Origin of the sequence: Luedemannella helvata, assembly GCF_039528415.1 — a bacterium.
Taxonomy (GTDB): Bacteria; Actinomycetota; Actinomycetes; order Mycobacteriales; family Micromonosporaceae; genus Luedemannella; species Luedemannella helvata.
The window spans coordinates 32,604-51,899 of record NZ_BAAALS010000006.1 but is presented as its reverse complement, the minus strand read 5'-3'; the positions used below and the strand labels follow the sequence as shown (position 1 = coordinate 51,899).

The 19,296-nt window shown below is 72.3% G+C and carries 16 protein-coding genes; 9 read left to right on the top strand and 7 right to left on the bottom strand.

The annotated features are described in order from the left end of the window. Positions 1-227 precede the first annotated feature (227 nt). The 4 genes from ahcY to efeB all read left to right on the top strand — a co-directional run bounded on the left by ahcY (position 228) and on the right by efeB (position 5,186). Complete coding sequence (ahcY, locus tag ABD191_RS07905; RefSeq protein ID WP_344078488.1) at positions 228-1,724, top strand: adenosylhomocysteinase; 1,497 nt, start codon at positions 228-230, stop codon at positions 1,722-1,724. A gap of 160 nt (positions 1,725-1,884) precedes the next feature. Beyond that, entirely contained in the window at positions 1,885-2,736 is an 852-nt protein-coding gene (efeU, locus tag ABD191_RS07900) for an iron uptake transporter permease EfeU (protein ID WP_344078486.1), read from the top strand. Positions 2,737-2,754: 18 nt separating this feature from the next. After that, a complete protein-coding gene (gene efeO / locus ABD191_RS07895) occupies positions 2,755-3,894 on the top strand; it encodes an iron uptake system protein EfeO (protein WP_344078484.1) in 1,140 nt (379 codons plus the stop codon). A gap of 17 nt (positions 3,895-3,911) precedes the next feature. Continuing rightward, on the top strand, positions 3,912-5,186 hold the full coding sequence (gene efeB, locus ABD191_RS07890; protein WP_344078482.1) for an iron uptake transporter deferrochelatase/peroxidase subunit: 1,275 nt from the start codon (positions 3,912-3,914) through the stop codon (positions 5,184-5,186). A gap of 36 nt (positions 5,187-5,222) precedes the next feature. Here efeB and ABD191_RS07885 read toward each other — a convergent pair whose 3' ends face one another. Continuing rightward, positions 5,223-6,440 carry an RDD family protein gene (locus tag ABD191_RS07885; protein WP_344078480.1) on the bottom strand — a complete coding sequence of 406 codons (1,218 nt, stop codon included), beginning with the start codon at positions 6,438-6,440 and terminating at the stop codon, positions 5,223-5,225. Between the two features lie 68 nt (positions 6,441-6,508). Between ABD191_RS07885 and ABD191_RS07880 the strand changes: the two genes are divergently transcribed. Further along, positions 6,509-7,507 (top strand): stage II sporulation protein M, encoded by a 999-nt coding sequence (locus ABD191_RS07880; protein ID WP_344078479.1) that lies wholly within the window; start codon positions 6,509-6,511, stop codon positions 7,505-7,507. A 12-nt stretch (positions 7,508-7,519) separates the two neighbouring features. Here ABD191_RS07880 and ABD191_RS07875 read toward each other — a convergent pair whose 3' ends face one another. From ABD191_RS07875 to ABD191_RS07850, 6 genes are all read right to left on the bottom strand, one after another. Beyond that, positions 7,520-8,911: a DUF58 domain-containing protein gene (locus ABD191_RS07875; RefSeq protein ID WP_344078478.1), complete on the bottom strand. Its 1,392-nt coding sequence runs from the start codon at positions 8,909-8,911 to the stop codon at positions 7,520-7,522. Beyond that, on the bottom strand, positions 8,908-9,828 hold the full coding sequence (locus ABD191_RS07870) for an AAA family ATPase (protein WP_344078807.1): 921 nt from the start codon (positions 9,826-9,828) through the stop codon (positions 8,908-8,910). Before ABD191_RS07870 ends, ABD191_RS07875 begins: the two co-directional genes overlap by 4 nt. 116 nt (positions 9,829-9,944) lie before the next feature. Further along, on the bottom strand, positions 9,945-11,381 hold the full coding sequence (locus ABD191_RS07865; protein WP_344078476.1) for a DUF4350 domain-containing protein: 1,437 nt from the start codon (positions 11,379-11,381) through the stop codon (positions 9,945-9,947). Beyond that, positions 11,378-12,013, bottom strand: coding sequence for a DUF4129 domain-containing protein (locus ABD191_RS07860; protein ID WP_344078474.1), 636 nt, complete (start codon positions 12,011-12,013; stop codon positions 11,378-11,380). Before ABD191_RS07860 ends, ABD191_RS07865 begins: the two co-directional genes overlap by 4 nt. Further along, a complete protein-coding gene (locus ABD191_RS07855) occupies positions 12,010-12,831 on the bottom strand; it encodes a hypothetical protein (protein WP_344078472.1) in 822 nt (273 codons plus the stop codon). The genes ABD191_RS07860 and ABD191_RS07855 overlap by 4 nt, the downstream gene beginning before the upstream one ends. Positions 12,832-12,918: 87 nt before the next feature. Further along, complete coding sequence (locus tag ABD191_RS07850; RefSeq protein ID WP_344078470.1) at positions 12,919-13,587, bottom strand: FadR/GntR family transcriptional regulator; 669 nt, start codon at positions 13,585-13,587, stop codon at positions 12,919-12,921. Positions 13,588-13,625: 38 nt separating this feature from the next. Between ABD191_RS07850 and ABD191_RS07845 the strand changes: the two genes are divergently transcribed. The 4 genes from ABD191_RS07845 to ABD191_RS07830 all read left to right on the top strand — a co-directional run bounded on the left by ABD191_RS07845 (position 13,626) and on the right by ABD191_RS07830 (position 19,177). Beyond that, entirely contained in the window at positions 13,626-14,948 is a 1,323-nt protein-coding gene (locus ABD191_RS07845; RefSeq protein ID WP_425560679.1) for an MFS transporter, read from the top strand. Between the two features lie 72 nt (positions 14,949-15,020). Then, complete coding sequence (mtrA, locus tag ABD191_RS07840) at positions 15,021-15,710, top strand: MtrAB system response regulator MtrA (RefSeq protein ID WP_344078466.1); 690 nt, start codon at positions 15,021-15,023, stop codon at positions 15,708-15,710. 6 nt (positions 15,711-15,716) lie between these two features. Continuing rightward, positions 15,717-17,378 (top strand): MtrAB system histidine kinase MtrB, encoded by a 1,662-nt coding sequence (gene mtrB / locus ABD191_RS07835; RefSeq protein WP_344078464.1) that lies wholly within the window; start codon positions 15,717-15,719, stop codon positions 17,376-17,378. Beyond that, positions 17,375-19,177 carry an LpqB family beta-propeller domain-containing protein gene (locus tag ABD191_RS07830; protein WP_344078462.1) on the top strand — a complete coding sequence of 601 codons (1,803 nt, stop codon included), beginning with the start codon at positions 17,375-17,377 and terminating at the stop codon, positions 19,175-19,177. Before mtrB ends, ABD191_RS07830 begins: the two co-directional genes overlap by 4 nt. Positions 19,178-19,296 lie beyond the last annotated feature (119 nt).

The following is a 19,296-nucleotide window of genomic DNA, read 5'->3' as shown; positions in this document are numbered from 1 at the left end:
TATCGCGACGAAGGTCCGAGCCACGCGCGGGGGAACCAAACCGGGGGGAAGCACGGGGCGGGGTGTAGTGATCGGAAAGTCCGGTCGGCACCACCGCCCCGTGCGCTGTCCGCAGACATGTCACCGCGCCTCCGTGGGGTCGAGTCGGGTTTGCCGCGTAAGGTGGGGGTCCGGCGAGTAAGCCGCCGGCCGTCGTGCCGGCCCCGGACCTCACAGGAGTTGCCCAGATGACCAGTACGCTGCCGTCGCGCGCCGTGGATGCGGTCGCCGAGAGGCCCGCTACCGTCGGCGCCGGGGACTACAAGGTCGCCGACCTGTCCCTCGCCGCGTTCGGGCGCAAGGAGATCCAGCTCGCGGAGCACGAGATGCCCGGCCTGATGGCCCTTCGGGCGGAGTACGGCCCGAGCCAGCCGTTGCGGGGCGCGCGGATCACCGGTTCGCTGCACATGACGATCCAGACCGCGGTGCTCATCGAGACGCTGACGGCGCTCGGCGCACAGGTGCGCTGGGCGTCCTGCAACATCTTCTCCACTCAGGACCACGCCGCCGCCGCGATCGTCGTCGGGCCGGACGGCACGGTTGACGCCCCGTCGGGCGTGCCGGTCTACGCCTGGAAGGGCGAGACCCTCGAAGAGTACTGGTGGTGCACGGAGCAGGTGCTGCTCTGGCCCGACGGGGCCGGCCCCAACATGATCCTCGACGACGGCGGCGACGCGACCCTGCTCGTGCACAAGGGCGCCGAGTTCGAGGCGGCCGGCGCGGCCCCGTCACCGGAGACCGCTGACTCGGAGGAGTACGCGGTCATCCTGCAGCTGCTCAACCGGTCGCTCGCGGAGGACCCGCAGCGCTGGACGCGGGTGGCGGCCGGCATCAAGGGCGTCACCGAGGAGACCACGACGGGCGTGCACCGGCTGTACGAGATGCAGCAGCGCGGTTCGTTGCTCTTCCCGGCCATCAACGTGAACGACTCGGTGACCAAGAGCAAGTTCGACAACAAGTACGGGTGCCGGCACTCACTCATCGACGGCATCAACCGCGCCACCGATGTGCTGATCGGCGGCAAGGTCGCGGTCGTGGCCGGCTACGGCGACGTGGGCAAGGGCTGCGCCGAGTCGCTGCGCGGCCAGGGCGCCCGGGTCATCGTGACCGAGATCGACCCGATCTGCGCGCTGCAGGCGGCGATGGACGGGTACCAGGTCGCCACGATCGAGGACGTGGTCGCCACGGCTGATATTTTCATCACCGCGACGGGCTGTTACGACGTCATCACGGCCGAGCACATGTCGAAGATGAAGCACCAGGCGATCGTCGGCAACATCGGCCACTTCGACAACGAGATCGACATGGCCGGCCTGGCGAAGCTGCCCGGCGTCGTCAAGGAGAACATCAAGCCGCAGGTCGACGAGTGGCGCTTCCCCGACGGGCACACGGTCATCGTGCTGTCCGAGGGCCGGCTGCTGAACCTCGGCAACGCGACCGGTCACCCGAGCTTCGTCATGTCCAACTCGTTCTCGAACCAGACGATCGCGCAGATCGAGCTGTTCACCAAGACCGACGAGTACCCGGTGGGCGTCTACACGCTGCCCAAGCACCTGGACGAGAAGGTGGCCCGACTGCACCTGGCGGCCCTGGGGGTGCACCTCACGGAGCTGTCCAAGGAGCAGGCGGAGTACCTGGGCGTGGCGGTCGACGGCCCGTACAAGCCGGATCACTACCGCTACTGAACGCACGTGAAAGGCGTGAGGGCGGCCCGATGGCCGCCCTCACGCCTTTTCTGGAGCGGTTCCAAGATGGACACGCGCTTGACGAACGCTGGGAGTGGGTGCGTAAGGTATGGCTGACCTAAGTTAGGCAAGCCAAACCCTCGCCCACAGGAGCACGCCCGTGAATGCCTTTCTCGGCAACTTTCTGATCGGGCTCCGGGAAGGTCTCGAGGCCAGCCTGGTCGTCAGCATCCTGGTGGCGTTCCTGGTCAAGACCGACCGCCGCCGGATCCTGCCCCAGGTGTGGCTCGGCGTGGGGGTCGCGGTCGCCCTCTCCATCGGGTTCGGCGCGTTCCTGTTCTATGTCAAGGACCTGCTGACGTACGAGCAGCGCGAGCTGTTCGAGGCGGTCACCTCCATCATGGCGGTCGTCTTCGTCACCTGGATGATCTTCTGGATGCGGAAGTTCGCCCGCAGCCTCGCCAAGGACCTGCGCACGAAGCTGGACGAGGCCGTGAGCGTCGGCACCGCCGCCGTGGTCGCCATGGCGTTCCTCGCGGTGATCCGCGAGGGCCTGGAGACCGCCACGCTGTTCTTCGCCGCCGCGCAGGGCGCCTCGACGACCGCGGGCCCCTTGCTCGGCATCGTGACCGGCCTGCTCACCTCCGTCGTGCTCGGCTGGCTCATCTACGTCAGCGCCATCCGGATCAACCTCACGGTCTTCTTCACCGTGACCGGCTGCCTGCTCGTGCTGGTCGCCGCCGGCATCCTCAAGTACGGCGTGCACGACCTGCAGGAGGCCGGCATCCTGCCGGGCCTGTACGACCACGCGTTCGACATCTCCGGTTGGTACGACCCGACGACCTGGTACGGGTCGCTGCTCGGCGGCATGTTCAACGTGACCCCGACGCCGAGCGTCATCGAGATGGTCGCCTGGATCGCGTACGCGGTGCCCGTACTCCTGCTGTTTTTGAAGCGGCCGCGCAGTGTGGCGCGCCCCGCGGCCGAAACCAACGCGGTCATCGCGAACTAACCAAGGAGACAACCCACCATGCGCCTGCTTCGCCTCAGCGTGCTCGCCGCGAGCTGCGCCCTGGCCGTTACCGGCCTGTCGGCGTGCGGCAAGGAGGACAACGGGGGCACGGCCGATGCCGCCGGTGGCCCCATCGCGGTGGCCGCGTCCGACACCGCGTGCGAGGTCGCGCGGACCGACACGGCGGCCGGCACCGTCACCTTCACGGTCACCAACAAGGGCACCAAGGTGACCGAGTTCTACGTGTACGCCGAGGGCGACCGGGTCATGGCCGAGGTGGAGAACATCGGCCCGGGCCTGAGCCGGGACATGCATGTGGAGCTGCCCGCCGGCACCTACGAGACCGCCTGCAAGCCCGGCATGGTGGGCAAGGGCATCCGTGGCGCGTTCACGGTCAGCGGCAGCGCGCAGGCGCTCAACGCGGACGCGAAGCTGGCCGCGGCGACCGAGAGCTACTCCCGCTACGTGCGCAGCCAGACGGACGCGCTGCTGGTCAAGACGCAGGAGTTCGTGGACGCGGTGAAGGCCGGCGACATCCCGAAGGCGAAGGCGCTGTTCCCGGTCGCCCGGACCTACTGGGAGCGCATCGAGCCCGTCGCGGAGATCTTCGGCGACCTCGACCCCAAGATCGACGGCCGCGAGGAGGTCATCGAGGAGGGCATGGCGTTCACCGGCTTCCACCGCATCGAGAAGGACCTCTGGGTCACCGGTGACGTCAGCAAGTCGGGCCCGATCGCCGACCAGCTGATGGTCGACATCAAGGAGATCGTGGCGAGGGCCAACGCCGAGAAGCTGTCGCCGCTGCAGCTCGCCAACGGGGCCAAGGAGCTGCTCGACGAGGTCGCCACCGGCAAGATCACCGGCGAGGAGGACCGCTACTCGCACACCGACCTGTGGGACTTCGCCGCCAACGTGCAGGGCTCGAAGGCGGCCATCGCCGCGCTGCGGCCCGTCCTGCAGGAGCGGGCCCCCGACCTCGTGACGCAGCTCGATACCAACTTCACCGCCGTCGAGGCGGCGCTGGACAAGCACCGCAAGGGCGACGGCTGGCAGCTGCACAACGAGCTCAGCCAGGCCGAGCTCAAGACCCTGTCCGACGCCATCAACGCGCTGGCCGAGCCGGTCAGCAAGGTCGCCGCCGTGGTGGCCGGCAAGTAGAGCGAGGAGAACGGGAGATGGCGCACACGATCTCCCGGCGGCAGCTGATCGCCGCCAGCGGCGCCGGGGCGGGACTGCTCGCCGCCGGCGCCGTCGGCGCGCTCGCCGTCGAGGCGCGTTCCGAGACCGCGGGTACGGCCTCGCCCGGGCCGCACGACGCCGTCCCCTTCTACGGTGAGCACCAGGCCGGGATCGTGACCCCGGCGCAGGACCGGCTGCACTTCGTCGCGTTCGACGTCATCACGGACGACCGGGCGAAGCTCGTGGAGATGCTGCGGGACTGGACGCTCGCGGCCGCGCGGATGACCGCCGGGCTCGACGCCGGGGCGCTCGGCGCGGTCGGCGGCCCGGCGCAGGCCCCGCCGCAGGATACCGGCGAGGCGCTGGGCCTGCCGCCGTCGCAGCTCACGCTCACGTTCGGCGTCGGCGGCAGCCTGTTCCGCGACGCCAAGGGGCGCGACCGGTTCGGCATCGCCGCCAGGCGGCCCGCCGCGCTGGAGGACCTGCCGCACTTCCCGGGCGACGCGCTGCGGCCGGAGATCTCAGGCGGCGACCTGTGCGTACAGGCGTGCGCCCAGGACCCGCAGGTAGCCGTGCACGCGGTCCGCAACCTCGCCCGCATCGGCATGGGCGTGGTGAGCGTGCGGTACTCCCAGCTGGGCTTCGGGCGCACGTCGTCGACGTCGACCGCGCAGGCGACCCCGCGCAACCTCATGGGCTTCAAGGACGGTACGGCCAACCTCAAGGCCGAGGAGACCGACCAGGTGCGCGACCACCTGTGGGCGGCGGCCGCGGACGGTTCGGACTGGATGGCCGGCGGGACCTACCTGGTCACCCGCAAGATTCGCATGACGATCGAGACCTGGGACCGGACCTCGCTCGCCGAGCAGGAGGCCATCTTCGGCCGCGACAAGGGCGAGGGCGCGCCGCTGTCCGGCGGCAAGGAGTTCGACGAGCCGGACTTCGCGAAGGTCGGCGACGACGGCGAACCGCTCATCGCGGACGTGGCGCACGTCAGGCTCGCCCACCCGACCAGCAACGGCGGCGCCCGGCTGCTGCGGCGCGGGTACAACTTCGTGGACGGGTCCGACGGGCTCGGACGGCTCGACGCGGGGCTGTTCTTCATGTCGTACCAGCGGGACCCGCACAAGCAGTTCGTACCCGTGCAACGCAACCTCGCCCGGCACGACATCCTCAACGAGTACATCCGGCACGTGTCCAGCGGGCTGTTCGCCATCCCGCCGGGCGTGCGGGACGCCGCCGACTACTGGGGCGCCGGCCTGTTCGGCTGAGCCGCCGAGGCCTGTCCCGCAGAGGGGCGGTTGCCCCTACCGCTGGGAGTGCTCGGCGGGCACCGGCTGGGCGGGCCGGATCGTCGGGCCCGGCGCGGTCGGCGCGCCGCCCGCGGGGTGCGAGGGGTGCGGCGGTTGCGGGTATGCCTGCGGTGGTTGCGGGTATGGGGGTCGCCGGGTGGCGTTGCGTGGGGGACGGGGCGGTGGTGCGGCCAGGGCGAGCTGGGTCAGCTCCGGCCAGACCAGGGCGGCACGCGAGCGGACAGCGGCCAGCCGCTGCAGCGCGCGGCGGTGGCGTTCGGCGTGCACCGTGGCCAGGTAGGCCCAGCCGGGCATGCCGGGCGGGGGCGGCGGGTTGGTCACGGCCGCGACCTCGGCGGCCAGCGCGTGGCCCAGCTGAGTACGGGCCGGCTCGCGCAGCTGCTTGTTGCGGGCCAGGAAGTGGCGCACCGCGAGCGCCAGGTTGTCGTCGACCCCGGCGAGATCCAGGGTGGCCGCCCACGCGGCGTACCCGGGCGGCATGGTGGGCACCCAACCCCACGACTGCGGGGTCCGTTCGTGGATGACCAGCGTGCCGGCGGCGTAGTCGCCCAGTCGCTTGCCGGTCGGGCTGACCACCATGGTGGTCAGACACGCCAGCCAGGTCAGCGGCGGGGCGATCATGCCCGGCCACTCGATCGCGGCGCCGACCAGGCCGCGGGTCATGGCGTGCCGGAACCGGATCGGGCCGCCGTCGTCACGGACCACCCGTAGGCCCAGCAGCGCCTTGCCGGCGGAGCGGCCGCGGGTGAGCAGCTCCATGGCGACCGGGAAGCCGAGGACCACGAGGACCAGGACGATGACGACGAGGGCCCGGACCAGCGACTCGTCGAACTGCACCGCGCCCGCGGAGGCCAGCACGCCGACCAGGAACGTGAGCCCGAAGCTGAGCGCCACCAACAGCAGGACCTGGAGGACCACGTCGATCAGGCGGGCCAGCATGCGTGAGCCCAACCGGGCGACCCGCATGTCGAGCCGGATGGCGTCGCCCGTGACGAACCGCGCCGACGCGCCGCGGTCGGTCAACGCCGAGGCGGGCTCCTCGAACGCCGCGAGGCGGCCGGCCGCGCCGGCGGCCGTCGCGGGCGCGCCGGCCCGCGTGGCCCCGGCCGCTGCGAAGGCGGGCGCGGTGAGGGCCGGCGGGGCGGGCGTGGCGAAGGACGCGTCGGGGAAGGCGGGGGTGGCCGGGTCGGGGGTCACCCGTACAGTGTCCACGACCGGTACGCTCCATGGGTTCCCGTACTCCCCGCTGTTTGTCCGCGGCCGCACCTCCGGGAGTCCGATTGGACCTGGACGCGTTCGTCACCGAGCACGGCGCCGAGTGGCGACGGCTGCAGTCGCTGATCCGGCGCCGCCGTCGCACCTTGACGGCCGCTGACGTGGACGACCTTGTCGTGCTCTACCGGCGCACCGCCGCGCACCTGTCGGTGGTGCAGAGCCGCTCGCCCGACCCCGTCCTCGTCGCGTGGCTGTCGCGGCTGGTGCTCGACGCCCGGGGCAAGCTGACCCCCTCGACGGGCGCGAGCTGGTCGTCGTTCGCCCGGTTCTGGATCAGTTCGTTCCCCGGCGAGGTGTACCGGGCGCGGAAGTGGGTGTTCGGCGTGACCGCGGCCTTCATCGGGGTGGCGGCGGTGCTGATCGCCGTGTTCACCGACCCGGAGCGCCAACTGATGCTGCTTGACCAGGCGGACATCAACGCGCTGGTGGAGCAGGACTTCGCGGCGTACTACTCCAGCGGCGCGCCGCAGAACTTCTCCTTCGCGGTGTGGACGAACAACGCGTGGGTCAGCGCGATCTGCCTGGCCGGCGGCATGCTCGTGCTGCCCGCGGTCTACGTGCTGTGGAACAACGTGTTCAACCTCGGCCTCGTCGGCGGCATCATGATCGGCCACGGCCGGGCGGACACGTTCTTCGGCCTGATCCTGGTGCACGGCATGCTGGAGCTGACCTGCATCTTCGTCGCCGCGGGCGTCGGGCTGCGGGTGGCGTGGGCGTGGTTGGCGCCCGGCCGTTACCTCACCCGGGGGCAGGCGTTCGCGCGGGCCGGGCGCTCGGCGATCGTCGTGGCGATCGGGCTCGTGCCCGTCCTGCTGGTCAGCGGCCTCGTCGAGGGCTTCGTGACCCCGTCGGTGCTGCCCACCGTGATCAAGCTGTTCCTCGGCGCGATCGTGTGGCTCGCGTTTCTCGCCTACGTCGTCGTGGGTGGCCTGCTGGCCGAGCGGTCCGGGCAGCTCGCCGACCTCGACGAGCTGGACCGCGAGGCGCTCGCGCCGACGGTCTGACCCCGGCGGTCGCTACAGGCGCCCGGCCGCCTTCAGCGACAGGTAGAGGTCCGCGACGTCCGAGGCGAACCGGTGTGCGGGCGCGTCGACGACCTGGACGCCCGCGCGGGCCAGTGCCGCGCGCACGCGGGCCAGCTCGGCGAGCGCCTTCTCGGCCGCCGCCGCCGTGTGCAGCCGCGCGGCCGTGCCCCGACCGGCGGCCAGGGCCTCCAACGACGGGTCGTGCACGGCCGCCACGATGACGGTGTGCTTGGCGACGAGCTGCGGCAGGACGGGGAGCAGGCCCTCGCCCAGCGCTCCCGGGTCGAGCGTGGTGAACAGCACGACGAGGGCCCGCTTGCGCTCCAGCCGCAGCACCTCGGCAACGACCCGGCCGAAGTCGGTCTCGACCAGCGCCGGGGTCAGCCCGGCCAGGGCCTTCGTCAGCCGGGGCAGCAGGGTCCGCTTGACCGAGGTGGAGACGCTGGCCCGTACCTCGGTGTCGCAGGCCAGCAGGTCGACGCGGTCGTCGGCGTGCGAGGCGAGCGCGGCGAGCAGCAGCGCGGCGTCGATCGCGGCGTCCAGGCGCGGTTCCCCGGCGAGCGCGTCGCCCTCGCCGACCTGGTCGGGCGCGCCGGGCGCGACCGTGCCGACGCGGCCCGCGCTGGTGCGGCCGGTGTCGAGCACGCACAGCACGCGCCGGTCGCGTTCGGGCCGCCACTGCTTGACGGCCACGTGTTCGCGCCGGGCGCTGCCACGCCAGTCGATCGACCGTACGTCGTCGCCGATGACGTAGTCGCGCAGCGAGTCGAACTCCGTACCCTGACCGCGGCCGCGCGTGACGACCTGGCCGTCGATGACGCGCAGGCGCGACAGCTTCTCGGGCAGGAACCGCCGCGACGTGAACGGGGGCAGGGCGGTCACGGTCCACCGGGGGGTCGCCCTGGCGGCGTGGCGGCGTCCGGTCTGCCGGTACGCGAGCCCGGCCGGCCCGTACGAGCGGACGGTCACCCGGGCGGCCGGCCGGTCGCCCCGGCGGGTCGGGATGAGCGTGGTGTCGATCGCGCGCGTCTGGCCCGGCCCGGCGTCGACGTCGTGCGCGTACGGGCCCTGCGCGCCGGCGGAGGGAACCCACGCGTCGCGGACCACCGCGCGCAGGTGGCGGTTGGACCGGTTGGTGACCGTCAGCCGCACGGTGACGGACTCGCCCAGGCGCACCTGGGTGGGACCGCCGCGGCCCAGCCGCACGTCCGACAGCGGCACGGCGGCCCACCAGTCCAGCGCGGTGACGCCCGCGACGAGCAGCACGGCGGCGAGCAGCGCCCACCACAGCCAGGCCGAGCCGCCGGCGTCGGCCAGGGCGGCGACCGCGACCGCCGCCCCGCCCACGATCCCGAGCAGTACGGCCACCCGCCAGGTGATCATCGTGGCGCCGGCACCGTCGCGAGCAGCGCCTCGAGCACCGCGTCGGCGGTCGTGCCCTCCAGTTCGGCCTCGTGGCGCACCCGGATGCGGTGGCGCAACGCCGGGCGGGTCACGGCCTTCACGTCGTCGGGGGTGACGTGCCCGCGCCCGACCAGCCACGCGTACGCCTTGGCGGCGTTGAGCACGGCCGTGGCGCCACGCGGCGAGGCGCCCAGCTCCAGGGAGGGGGCCAGCCGGGTGGCCCGGCACAGGTCCACGATGTACGCGAGGACGACGTCGGCGACCTGCACCCGTTGCAGCGCCTGCCGGGCCACGGCCAGGTCGGTGCCGCTGGCGACCGGCCGTACGCCGACGGAGGCCAGGTCGCGGGGGTCGAAGCCCTGGTGGTGGGCGCGCAGGACGCCCAGCTCCTCGTCCCGGTTCGGCAGCGGGACGGTCAGCTTGAACAGGAACCGGTCGAGCTGCGCCTCGGGCAGCGGGTACGTGCCCTCGTACTCGATGGGGTTCTGTGTCGCGGCGACCAGGAACGGGTCGGGCAGCGGGCGGGGCCGGCCCTCGACCGACACCTGGCGCTCCTCCATGACCTCCAGCAGCGCCGACTGGGTCTTCGGCGGGGTCCGGTTGATCTCGTCGGCGAGCAGCAGGTTCGTGAAGACCGGACCCTCGCGGAAGACGAACTCGGCCGTGCGTGAGTCGAAGATCAGCGAGCCGGTCACGTCACCGGGCATGAGGTCCGGGGTGAACTGCACCCGCTTGGTGTCCAGGCTGATGGCGGCGGCCAGCGTGCGGATGAGCAGCGTCTTCGCCACGCCCGGCACGCCCTCCAGCAGCACGTGGCCCCGGCAGAGCAGCGCGAGCACCAGGCCGGTCACGGTGGCGTCCTGCCCGACGACCGCCTTGGAGATCTCGGCGCGCAGCCGCCCGAGCGCCGCCCGCGCCGCGTCCTCCGCGCCTGGCGCGAGGTATGGCGCGCCGCCCGCCGGGCTGGCCGATGGCGCGGCGGGGCGGGTCGTGTCGAGGTCCGCTATGTCTGTCACGGGCTTCCTCCAGGTGGTCCCTCGCGCAGCACCGCGCGTTGCAGGTGGTCCAGGTCGGCGACGGCGGCCGCCAGTTCATCGTCGGTGAGGTCCGGATCGTCGGCGGGTGGGGCGCCCGGGGGGCCGGGGGGCGGGCCGTAGAGCGTCCAGCGGACCCGGTCAGCCGGCCACCGCGTACGGGCGGCGACGGCGGCGACGAGCGCCTCGGCGGCCGGGCTGCCGGCCACGAGCGGCGTCGGGGCGTTGAGGCCGGCGGTCTGGCCATGGCGCAGCGCCGCGGCGATCCGGGTGACCGCCGCCGCGCGCAGCGTGGCGAGCGTCGCCGCGTGGGCGCGCACGCGGGCGTAGAGGCGCCCGCGCCCCACGATGGTCTCGGTGGCGGGCACGACGACCGGCAGGGGTTCGGCCACGGGCGGGCCGAGCCGCCCCGCCCGGCCGGCGGCGAACGCAGCACCGGCCGCGGCCGTGAGCACGAGGGCCGCCCACAGCCACGGCGGCAGCGAGTCCCACAGCGGGCTGTCCGACGCGGGGGCCCGCTTGGGCTGGCGGTAGTGCGGCAGCTCGATGTCCATCTGCGGCTGCGGCTCCGGCTCGTGGACGTCGATCCAGATGACGAGCTTCTCGCGGGAGAGCAGCTGGGTGGCGAGCCGCTCGTTGTCGTACTCGTCGATGCGGTCGTTGCGGAACGGGTCGGTCGACCCGGCGATCGTCACGTCGCGGCTGCCCTCGACCTGCCCCACGAGGCCGCCGCCGAAGCAGCTGAACTGCCGGTACCCGGGATCGGGGAAGGGGACGAACCGGTCCTGGCCGAGGCTCGCGCGCGCCACGCCCGCGACGAGGGCCGGGTCGCACGGTCCGGCATGGTGGGTCGGCGGCGCCGAGACGTGTTCGGGCGCGGCCGACCAGCGGGCGTGCTCGCGCATCGCGCCCCACATCATGCCGCCGATGAGGCCGGGCCGGATGACCACGAAGTGGTGCCGCCCGGGCTGGCTGAGGGCCTCGCCGGCGAACGTGACGGTCAGCAGGTCGGGTGTGGGCACCACGATGGTGGCCTCGGCGCCGCTCAGCTCCACGAGCGCCTGCTGTGAACTGGTCACCCGCTTGATGGTGATGCCCTGGTCGGTGAGCAGCCTGGCGAGGTGGCTCGACCCGTCGCGGCCGGTCCCGGTGGGCGACAGGGTCCCCGGGTCGTCCAGGTCGGGCGACTCGACCTCGTGCGCGATGAAGGTGACCAGGAAAAGGAGGCCGAGGACGGCGTACGGAATGGCCAGCCGGTGCCAGCGCCGGCGCCGTACGGGACGCGGCGGCGGCCCGGCGGTGGGCCCAGGGACAGGCGGCCCAGGGACAGGCGGCGCAGGGACAGGCGGCCCAGGGATAGGCGGCCCTGGGACAGGCGGCCCTGGCACCGGCGGCACGGCGGCGGGCGCGGTCACGGGGCACCCCCGGCCGGCGGGCCCACCGGGGCGGCGAGGATCTGGGCGATGCGGGCCGCGTGTTCGCGCATGGCGGCGTCGTCGGCGGCCGTGGCGGGCCGCAGGGCGTACCAGATCTCGGAGAACGTGGCGGCCGAGGCGCCGAGCGGACCGGTGAGGCCGGGCCGCGCGGCGATCGCGGCATTGGCTAGTTCGGTGACGGTCCACCCCGCGCGGTTGTCGATGACCTGGCGCTCGATGAGGTCGCGCACGATCGCGCGCAGGCGCTCGCGGACGGCCTCCGCGTAGCGGCCGGCGGCCGCCAGCTGGTCGGCGCTGAGCGTCAGCATGGCCGCCGGCACGTCGGGCACGATGTCGTCGTCCTCGCGCTCGGCGGGCTCCTCGGGCTCGGGCTGCTCGGGCTCGGCCTCGGCGTCGGTCGCCTTGCCGCGCTTGTCGCGGCGCTGACGGCGGCCGGACGCGAGCTTGTGCCACCACCGCGACGGCAGCCAGGCGGGCCACGTGTACCACAGCACCGCGATCAGCCCGGTGAGCAGGAACAGCAGGACGCCGAGCACGGGCACGCCGCCGGGGACGAGGTCGCCCAGCGCCGCGACGAAGTCGTCCCAGTAGCGGGTAGGTCTCTCGGTCACGAGTTGGCCGCCAGCAGGCTGTTGACCGGGGCGCGGCGGGCCTGGGCGCGGCGCAGGGTGATGTCGAGGCCCTCGCTGCGGAAGCGGGTGTCCACGAGGAGGACGGCGTCGAGGCAGGCCAGAACCGGATAGGCGATCGCGTTGATGAACAGCCAGCCCAGGCCTGTGACGAGATGGTCGGTGAACGCCGTGCTCGTGTCGATGAAGATGCCGACGACGGCCACCGTGCCCAGCCCGACCGCGAGCCGGATGAGCAGCCAGCTCAGGTAGCCGACCAGCCGGATCCAGCCGGCGCGCAGCCCGTAGCGCACCGACAGGCGCACCGAGCGCAGCAGTGCGCCGCCCGGACCGCGCCCCTCGATGACGGCGGCCGGGATCGCGAGGCCCAGCAGCAGGAACACCACTGGGCCCGGCAGCACGATGGCGGCGGCGCAGACGCTGATGACGGCCACGATGGCGGCCGTCGCGAGGGCGGCGCCGCGCCGGACGGGCCATCGCCCGGTGGCGCCGATGGTCGCCGGCAGGGCCGCGCTCGCGGTGATGCCGAGCAGCGCGACGGCCAGCGCCTCGGTGCCCGCGCCGACAACGAGCAGCAGCCAGAACGCGCCGTAGCGGTCCTGGTGGGGCCAGATGCCGTCGACCACATCGGCGTACTGCCGCATGCCGAACAGGATCACCTGCTCGGCCAGGGAGATGAGGAGGCCGCCGAGGAGCAGGGCGCGTGCGCGGGTGCGCAGGAGTGCGACCGCGGCGTCGAGCAGTTCGCCCGTTGTCAGCGGCCTGGCCTGCAGGCCAGCGGGTGGTACGGATGCGCGCACGCGGAGACTCCCGTGGTGGAGAACGGGACCATGGTGGCACGTGCGCGCATCCCTGGCGACCCCGGCCGGTTGGCTGGGGACAGCCGTTCAGTGAGGTGCCATGGGTTCCAGGTAGGCGGCGGCCTCGGTCGCCGCGGCGGTCGGGTCGCCGGCGCGGATGGCCTCGACCAGCCGCGAGTGGTCGACGTAGCGCTCCTGGCTCAGCTCGTTGCCGATGTGTCCGGCCACGCTGGCCCGCAGGGCGGCGCCGAAGTCCAGGTAGAGATCGGCGAGCACCTGGTTGTGGGCGGCCACCACGACCATGACGTGCAGCGCCACGTCCGCCTCGATGAAGGTGGCGGCAGACCCCGCGCGCCACGCGGCCTCGCGGGCCGCGAGCGCGCCGTCGAGGGCTTCAAGATCTTCAGTGGTACGCCGTAACGCGGCCAGCCGCGCGGCCTCCACCTCGAGCGCCCGGCGCACCTCGAGCACCTCGTCGAGCTCGGCCTCGGCCACCCGCCGCGCCACGGCGGTGGACAGTTCCGTTGAGCCGACCACGTAGGTGCCGGAGCCCTGGCGCCGTTCCAGCAGGCCGGCGTGCACGAGGGCGAGCACCGCCTCGCGCAGGGTGTTGCGGCCGATGCCCAGCGCCGCCGCCAGCTCCGGCTCCGGCGGGATCCGTTCGCCGACGGGCCACTCGCCGGAGGTGATCTGTTCCCTTAGTTGCGCAATGACCTGCGTGATGAGGGTGGTGCGGGAGGGAGTGCGCAGTGGCATGGACTACATCCTAGGGACCAAATTCATCCCATCATTCTATGATTGGGCCCGTGGCCCCCTCCACCCTGGTCGATGCACCCCCCGGATCCGTCCCCCCGCCCCCGTCCCCACCGGTCCCCGACACCTCGTCGAAGCTCATTGGCAGCGGCCTCGTGCTGGCCGCGATCGTGCTCGTCGCCCTGAACCTGCGCACGGCCGTCACGAGCCTCGGCGCGCTGCTCGAGGACGTCAGCGCCGGGCTGCGCATGTCGGGCACCCTCGCCGGCGTGATCACGATGCTGCCCGCCCTCAGCTTCGCGGCCTTCGGCGCGCTCACGCCCCGCCTGGCGCGGCGCCTGGGCGCCACCCGGCTGCTCCTCGTCGCCATGAGCGTGCTCGCCGCCGGCCTGGCCGTGCGTGCCCTCACCGACTCCACCGCCGTGTTCGTGGTGACCAGCGCCGCCGCGCTGTCCGGCATCGCGGTCGGCAACGTGCTGCTGCCCTCGGTCGTCATGCGCTACTTTCCGCACAAGGTCGGAATGGTCACCGGCGTGTACTCCATGACCCTCGTCGTCGGCACCGCTACCGCGGCGGCCACCTCCGTGCCGGTCGCCCACCTCGCCGGTTCGTGGCGCGCGGGGCTCGGCGTGTGGGCCCTGCTCGCCGCCGTGGCGATCGTGCCCCTGGTCGTGGTCGCCCGCATGAGCGCCGCCGAGTCCCGGGCCGCCACCGTCCGCGCGACCGCCGAGCCGGCCCGGGCGGCACGCCCCGCGTCCCGGGTGCGGGCGTCGCGAACCCGGCTGGGCTGGGCGATGGCGCTGCTCTTCGGCGCGCAGTCGTTCGGGGCGTACGCGGTCATGAGCTGGCTGGCCCAGCTGTTCCGCGACGCCGGTTTCTCGGCTGAGGTGGCCGGCCTGCTGCTGTCCGGCGTGATGGCGATCGGCATCCCGATCGCGCTGTTCATGCCGGCCGTGGCGGCCCGCTGGCTCGACCAGCGCGTCCTCATCAGCGTGCTCGCCGTGGTGACGGCGGCGGCCTACGTGGGGCTGCTCGTGGCGCCCCGGTCGGGCGCCCTGCTGTGGGTCGCCCTGCTGGCCGTCGGGCACAGCACCTTCCCGCTCATCCTGTCGCTGTTGGGGATGCGGGCCCGTACCGCCGCCGGGACGGTGGCGTTGTCGGCGTTCGCGCAGAGCGTGGGTTACCTGATCGCGGCGGCGGGACCGCTGCTGATCGGGGTGCTGTATGAGGCCACCGGGGCGTGGGTGGCGCCGGTGGGCGTCCTGCTCGGTGCGTTGGTGGTGCAGGCCACATGCGGTCTCGCGGTCGGCCGTCCCCGTACGCTTGAAGATGAATTAGACTCTTATTCGGAAAAGTCGGGATAAGCTGCTAGGCCCACCCCGGACCGACGTTCGGCCGTTCCCACAACTGGCGGCCAGGATGGAATATTGGACGCCATGAGAGCGCGTGTCCTGGTGGTCGACGATGATCCAGCCCTTGCCGAGATGCTCGGCATCGTCCTGCGCAACGAGGGTTTCCTGCCCTCGTTCGTCGCGGACGGCGAACGTGCGTTGTCGGCGTTCCGTGAGGCACGGCCCGACATCGTCCTGCTGGACCTGATGCTCCCCGGCATGAGCGGCATCGACGTGGCCCGCGCGATCCGGGCCGAGTCCGGCACGCCGATCGTCATGCTGACCGCCAAGAGCGACACGGTCGACGTCGTGCTCGGCCTGGAGTCCGGGGCGGACGACTACGTGGTCAAGCCGTTCAAGCCCAAGGAGCTGGTGGCCCGGATGCGGGCCCGGCTGCGCCGGGGCGAGGACGCCGCGCCGGAGATGCTGACCATCGGCCCCACCGGCAACCAGATCGCCATCGACGTGCCCGCGCACACGGTCACCCGCAACGGCGAAGAGGTCAAGCTGACCCCGCTGGAGTTCGACCTGCTTGTCGCGCTGGCCCGCAAGCCCCGCCAGGTCTTCACCCGCGAGGTCCTGTTGGAGCAGGTCTGGGGCTACCGGCACGCCGCCGACACCCGCCTGGTCAACGTGCACGTCCAGCGGCTGCGCGCCAAGATCGAGCCCGACCCGGAGCGGCCCGAGGTGATCCTCACCGTCCGCGGCGTCGGCTATAAGGCGGGAACGGCGTAACGACGCATGCTTCGCCCCTCCCGGCCCGCAACGCTCCTCGCCAACCTCCGCCGCGCCTGGCGGAGGTCGCTGCAGTTGCGCGTCGTGACCATCACCCTGGTCGCGTCGACCGCGTTGGTGGGGACGTTCGGCGTGGTCGTCGGCAAGATGATCGTGGAGGGCCTGCTCGACGCCAAGACGGCCGACGCGATGAAGCAGGTCGTGGCGGGCACCGAACTGCTCAAGGACAACGTCAAGCAGGTGCCCGACCCGCAGGGTGACCCGGCGCTGCGCAACAACCTGCCCAACCTGGTGGCCGGGCTCGCCCGGGGCAACCAGGAGGGCTTCTCCGTGGTCGTCGTGCCCTCCGGCGAATCCAACGTGCCGCTCACGGCCCAGCCGGACGCCTCGGCGTACTGGCAGTTGTCGGACGGGTTCAAGCGGCAGGTGGCGGCCGGCGGGTTCATACAGCAGCGCGCGGCGATCGACGTGGCGGGCGCCGGCGTGCAGCCGTACCTGGTCTTCGGCCGTACGATCACCGCCCGGACGTACCAGCTGGAGGTCTACTACTTCTTCCCGCTGGATTACGAGGTGCGCGCCGCCGAGCTGGTGCGCAACATCCTGTTCGCCACGGGGACCGCGCTGGTGATGCTGCTCGCCGCCATGGCGTTCCTCGTGACGCGAATGGTGGTCAGCCCGGTGCGGGTGGCGGCCCGAACCGCCCAGCGCCTCTCGGCCGGCCTGCTCGACCAGCGCATGGAAGTGCACGGCGAGGATGATCTCGCCGCCCTCGCGGCGTCGTTCAATCAGATGGCGGAGAACCTGCAGCGCCACATCCAGCGGCTGGAGGAGATGTCGCGGTTGCAGCGCCGGTTCACCTCGGACGTCTCGCACGAGTTGCGCACCCCGCTGACGACCGTCCGGATGGCCGCCGACCTCATCTTCACGGAGCGTGACGGGTTCGAGGCGCCGGTGGCGCGCAGCGCGGAGCTGCTGCAGGCCGAACTGGACCGGTTCGAGCGGCTGCTCACCGACCTGCTGGAGATCAGCCGGTTCGACGCCGGGTTCGCGGTGCTCGACGCCGAACCCACCGACCTGGTCCCGATCGTGCACCGGGTGGTCGACCAGTTGCGCGGCGTGGCCGAGCGGGCCGGCGTCGACTTCGAGCTGATCCTGCCGGACGAGCCGGTGATCGCGGAGATCGACCCACGGCGGGTCGAGCGGGTGCTGCGCAACCTGGTGGGCAACGCGGTCGACCACGGCGAGGGCCAGCCCGTGCAGATCCGGCTGGCGGTCGCCGACGGGGTCGTCGCGGTGACCGTACGGGACCACGGCGTGGGTCTGAAGGCTGGTGAGGAGAAGCTCGTCTTCAACCGGTTCTGGCGGGCCGACCCGTCGCGCGCCCGGCAGACCGGCGGCAGCGGCCTCGGCCTGTCGATCAGCGTGGAGGACGCCCGCCTGCACGGGGGCTGGTTGGAGGCGTGGGGCGCGCCCGGCAAGGGTGCCCAGTTCCGGCTCACGCTGCCCACGCGCGCGGGAGAGCACCTGACGTCCTCGCCGTTGCGGTTGGTGCCCGACGGTGTCAGCACCAGCCCGGTCGTCATCCGCCAGACGGTCGGGTCCGACGCGCCGCGCGGCGCGGCACCGCAGACCGACATCCTTACCGCCGGATCGGGGGAGCCGCGATGACCACAATCCGCCGCCTTGCCCTCGCCGTGACGACCGTGGCGAGTATCGCGCTCGCCGGCTGCGGTGTGACCACCTCCGACGCGCCGCACCGGGTCGGCGACGGGCTCGACGCGTTCGCGCCGGTGAACGCCGACACGTACGTGCAACCCCGCGATCCCACGGGCATCCGCGATCCCGAGGAGCTCGTCGTGGCGTACCTCAACGCGGCGGCCGGCACGGACGAGGCCCCCATCGACCGGGTCCGCAAGTTCCTTGCGCCGGAGGCGCTGGAGAGCTGGCAGCCCGGTCGGAACGGCCCGCGGCAGGTGGTCCGGGTGCTGGACATCGATCCCGGCCCCGAGGAGGGCGGCGTGACCAAGGTGAAGGTCTCGGTCGAGCCCGTCGGTGTGCTGCGCGAGGCGGGCAAGCTCGAGCGTTCGCAGAGCAACCAGACAGAGCTGACCTTCAAGATCGTCCGTATCGGCGGTCAGGACCCCCAACTGAAGTTCTCCGACGTGCCGCCCATGATGCTGCTGCAGGACCAGGCGCTGCGCGAGCACTACCAGGCGATTCCGGTCTACTACTGGGACAAGACCGGGCAGGTGCTCGTTCCGGACCTGCGGTACTTCTCGCGGGCCACCGCCCGTGACCTGTTGCTCACCACGGCGGTCGACTATCTGCTCGCCGGCCCGTCCCCGTGGGTCGAGAGCGTGGTGGACCCGGTACGGGAGGGCACGAAGCGGGGAGACAACCTCGTGCTGGTGTCCACGGACGGAACGGTGCGGGTGAACCTCCAGGGCGCCGCCGACGAGCGCGAGGCCGGCCGCCTCATGAGCCAGCTGCGCTGGACGCTGGGCGCCGTCAACGGCAAGCCCACCAAGCTGACACTGAACATCGAGGGCAGCCCGCGCCCGATTGACGGCGCGTCGGACGACTATCTCAAGGACAACGGCACGTTCACGCTGCCGCGGCCCTCGCAGACGTACTCGATCCCGCAGGGTGGCGCGAACAAGGGGCGGGTGATCGCCGACAACGTACCGGTGCAGCCGATGTTGCTCAGCGACAGGAACGTCAATCGCAACGTCGTCAGCGCGGCGGTCAACCGCGACGCCACGCTCGGCGCGATCGTCGCGCGTACGGGTGATCGCCTGTCGCTCGCCCTGGTCAGTGTCGGCAAGGATGACACGGGGCTGCGGCACATCGCGGTGAACGTCGGACGGCCCTCGTCGATCGCCCGGCCCGCCTGGCTGTACAAGACCGACAAGGCGCTCGTCGCGATCGATGGCGTGCTGCACGTCGTGGACAGTGGCAGCAGCACCGCCCGGGAACTGTCGTCGCTGAACCTCACCGGCGTGACCCAGGTGTCGGTCTCCACGGACGGCCGGCGGATCGCGCTGCTCGCGGACAAGAAGGTCTACATCGCGCCCGTGACCGTGGACGGGGCGACCGTCACGGTGGGCACGGCGCAGCTGATCAGGACGCGGTTCGAGGCGACCGGCGTCGTGTGGTCGGCCGAGAACCAGGTGCTGGTGATGGGTACGGTCGACAACCGCGTGGTGGCGTGGACCTTCAACTCCCACGGCGCCGCGGCCGTCGAGGCGAAGGAGAACGGCCGCTCCGGCGAGGTGCAGATCGACGTCGCTCAGGCGCTCGCGTTGCAGGGCCTGACCGACCTGTCCGCCTACCCGCCCTCGCCGTGGGACCCGAGCCTGGTCCCGTCCGTGTACGCGCAGGTCAACGGGCAGGCCCACCAGTACTACCCGGGCAGTGGCACGGTGGGGCGGGTCGACGGTTCGAGCTTGGTGTTCTATCCGAACTGAGCTGTCAGTCCACAGTTCTGGCCTGGTTTCCCACAACGTTGTCCACAACTTGCGGAGGTCCTTTCCACAGGGGGCCGGTCGGCCCTTGGCAAGATCCGTCCGTTGGCGCAGGCTACGGG

Coding starts and splice junctions, on each gene's coding strand:
- ahcY (WP_344078488.1), top strand. CDS start 228: ATGACCAGTACGCTGCCGTCGCGCGCCGTGGATGCGGTCGCCGAGAGG.
- efeO (WP_344078484.1), top strand. CDS start 2,755: ATGCGCCTGCTTCGCCTCAGCGTGCTCGCCGCGAGCTGCGCCCTGGCC.
- efeB (WP_344078482.1), top strand. CDS start 3,912: ATGGCGCACACGATCTCCCGGCGGCAGCTGATCGCCGCCAGCGGCGCC.
- ABD191_RS07875 (WP_344078478.1), bottom strand. CDS start 8,911: ATGATCACCTGGCGGGTGGCCGTACTGCTCGGGATCGTGGGCGGGGCG.
- ABD191_RS07850 (WP_344078470.1), bottom strand. CDS start 13,587: ATGCCACTGCGCACTCCCTCCCGCACCACCCTCATCACGCAGGTCATT.
- ABD191_RS07845 (WP_425560679.1), top strand. CDS start 13,626: ATGATTGGGCCCGTGGCCCCCTCCACCCTGGTCGATGCACCCCCCGGA.
- mtrA (WP_344078466.1), top strand. CDS start 15,021: ATGAGAGCGCGTGTCCTGGTGGTCGACGATGATCCAGCCCTTGCCGAG.
- mtrB (WP_344078464.1), top strand. CDS start 15,717: ATGCTTCGCCCCTCCCGGCCCGCAACGCTCCTCGCCAACCTCCGCCGC.
- ABD191_RS07830 (WP_344078462.1), top strand. CDS start 17,375: ATGACCACAATCCGCCGCCTTGCCCTCGCCGTGACGACCGTGGCGAGT.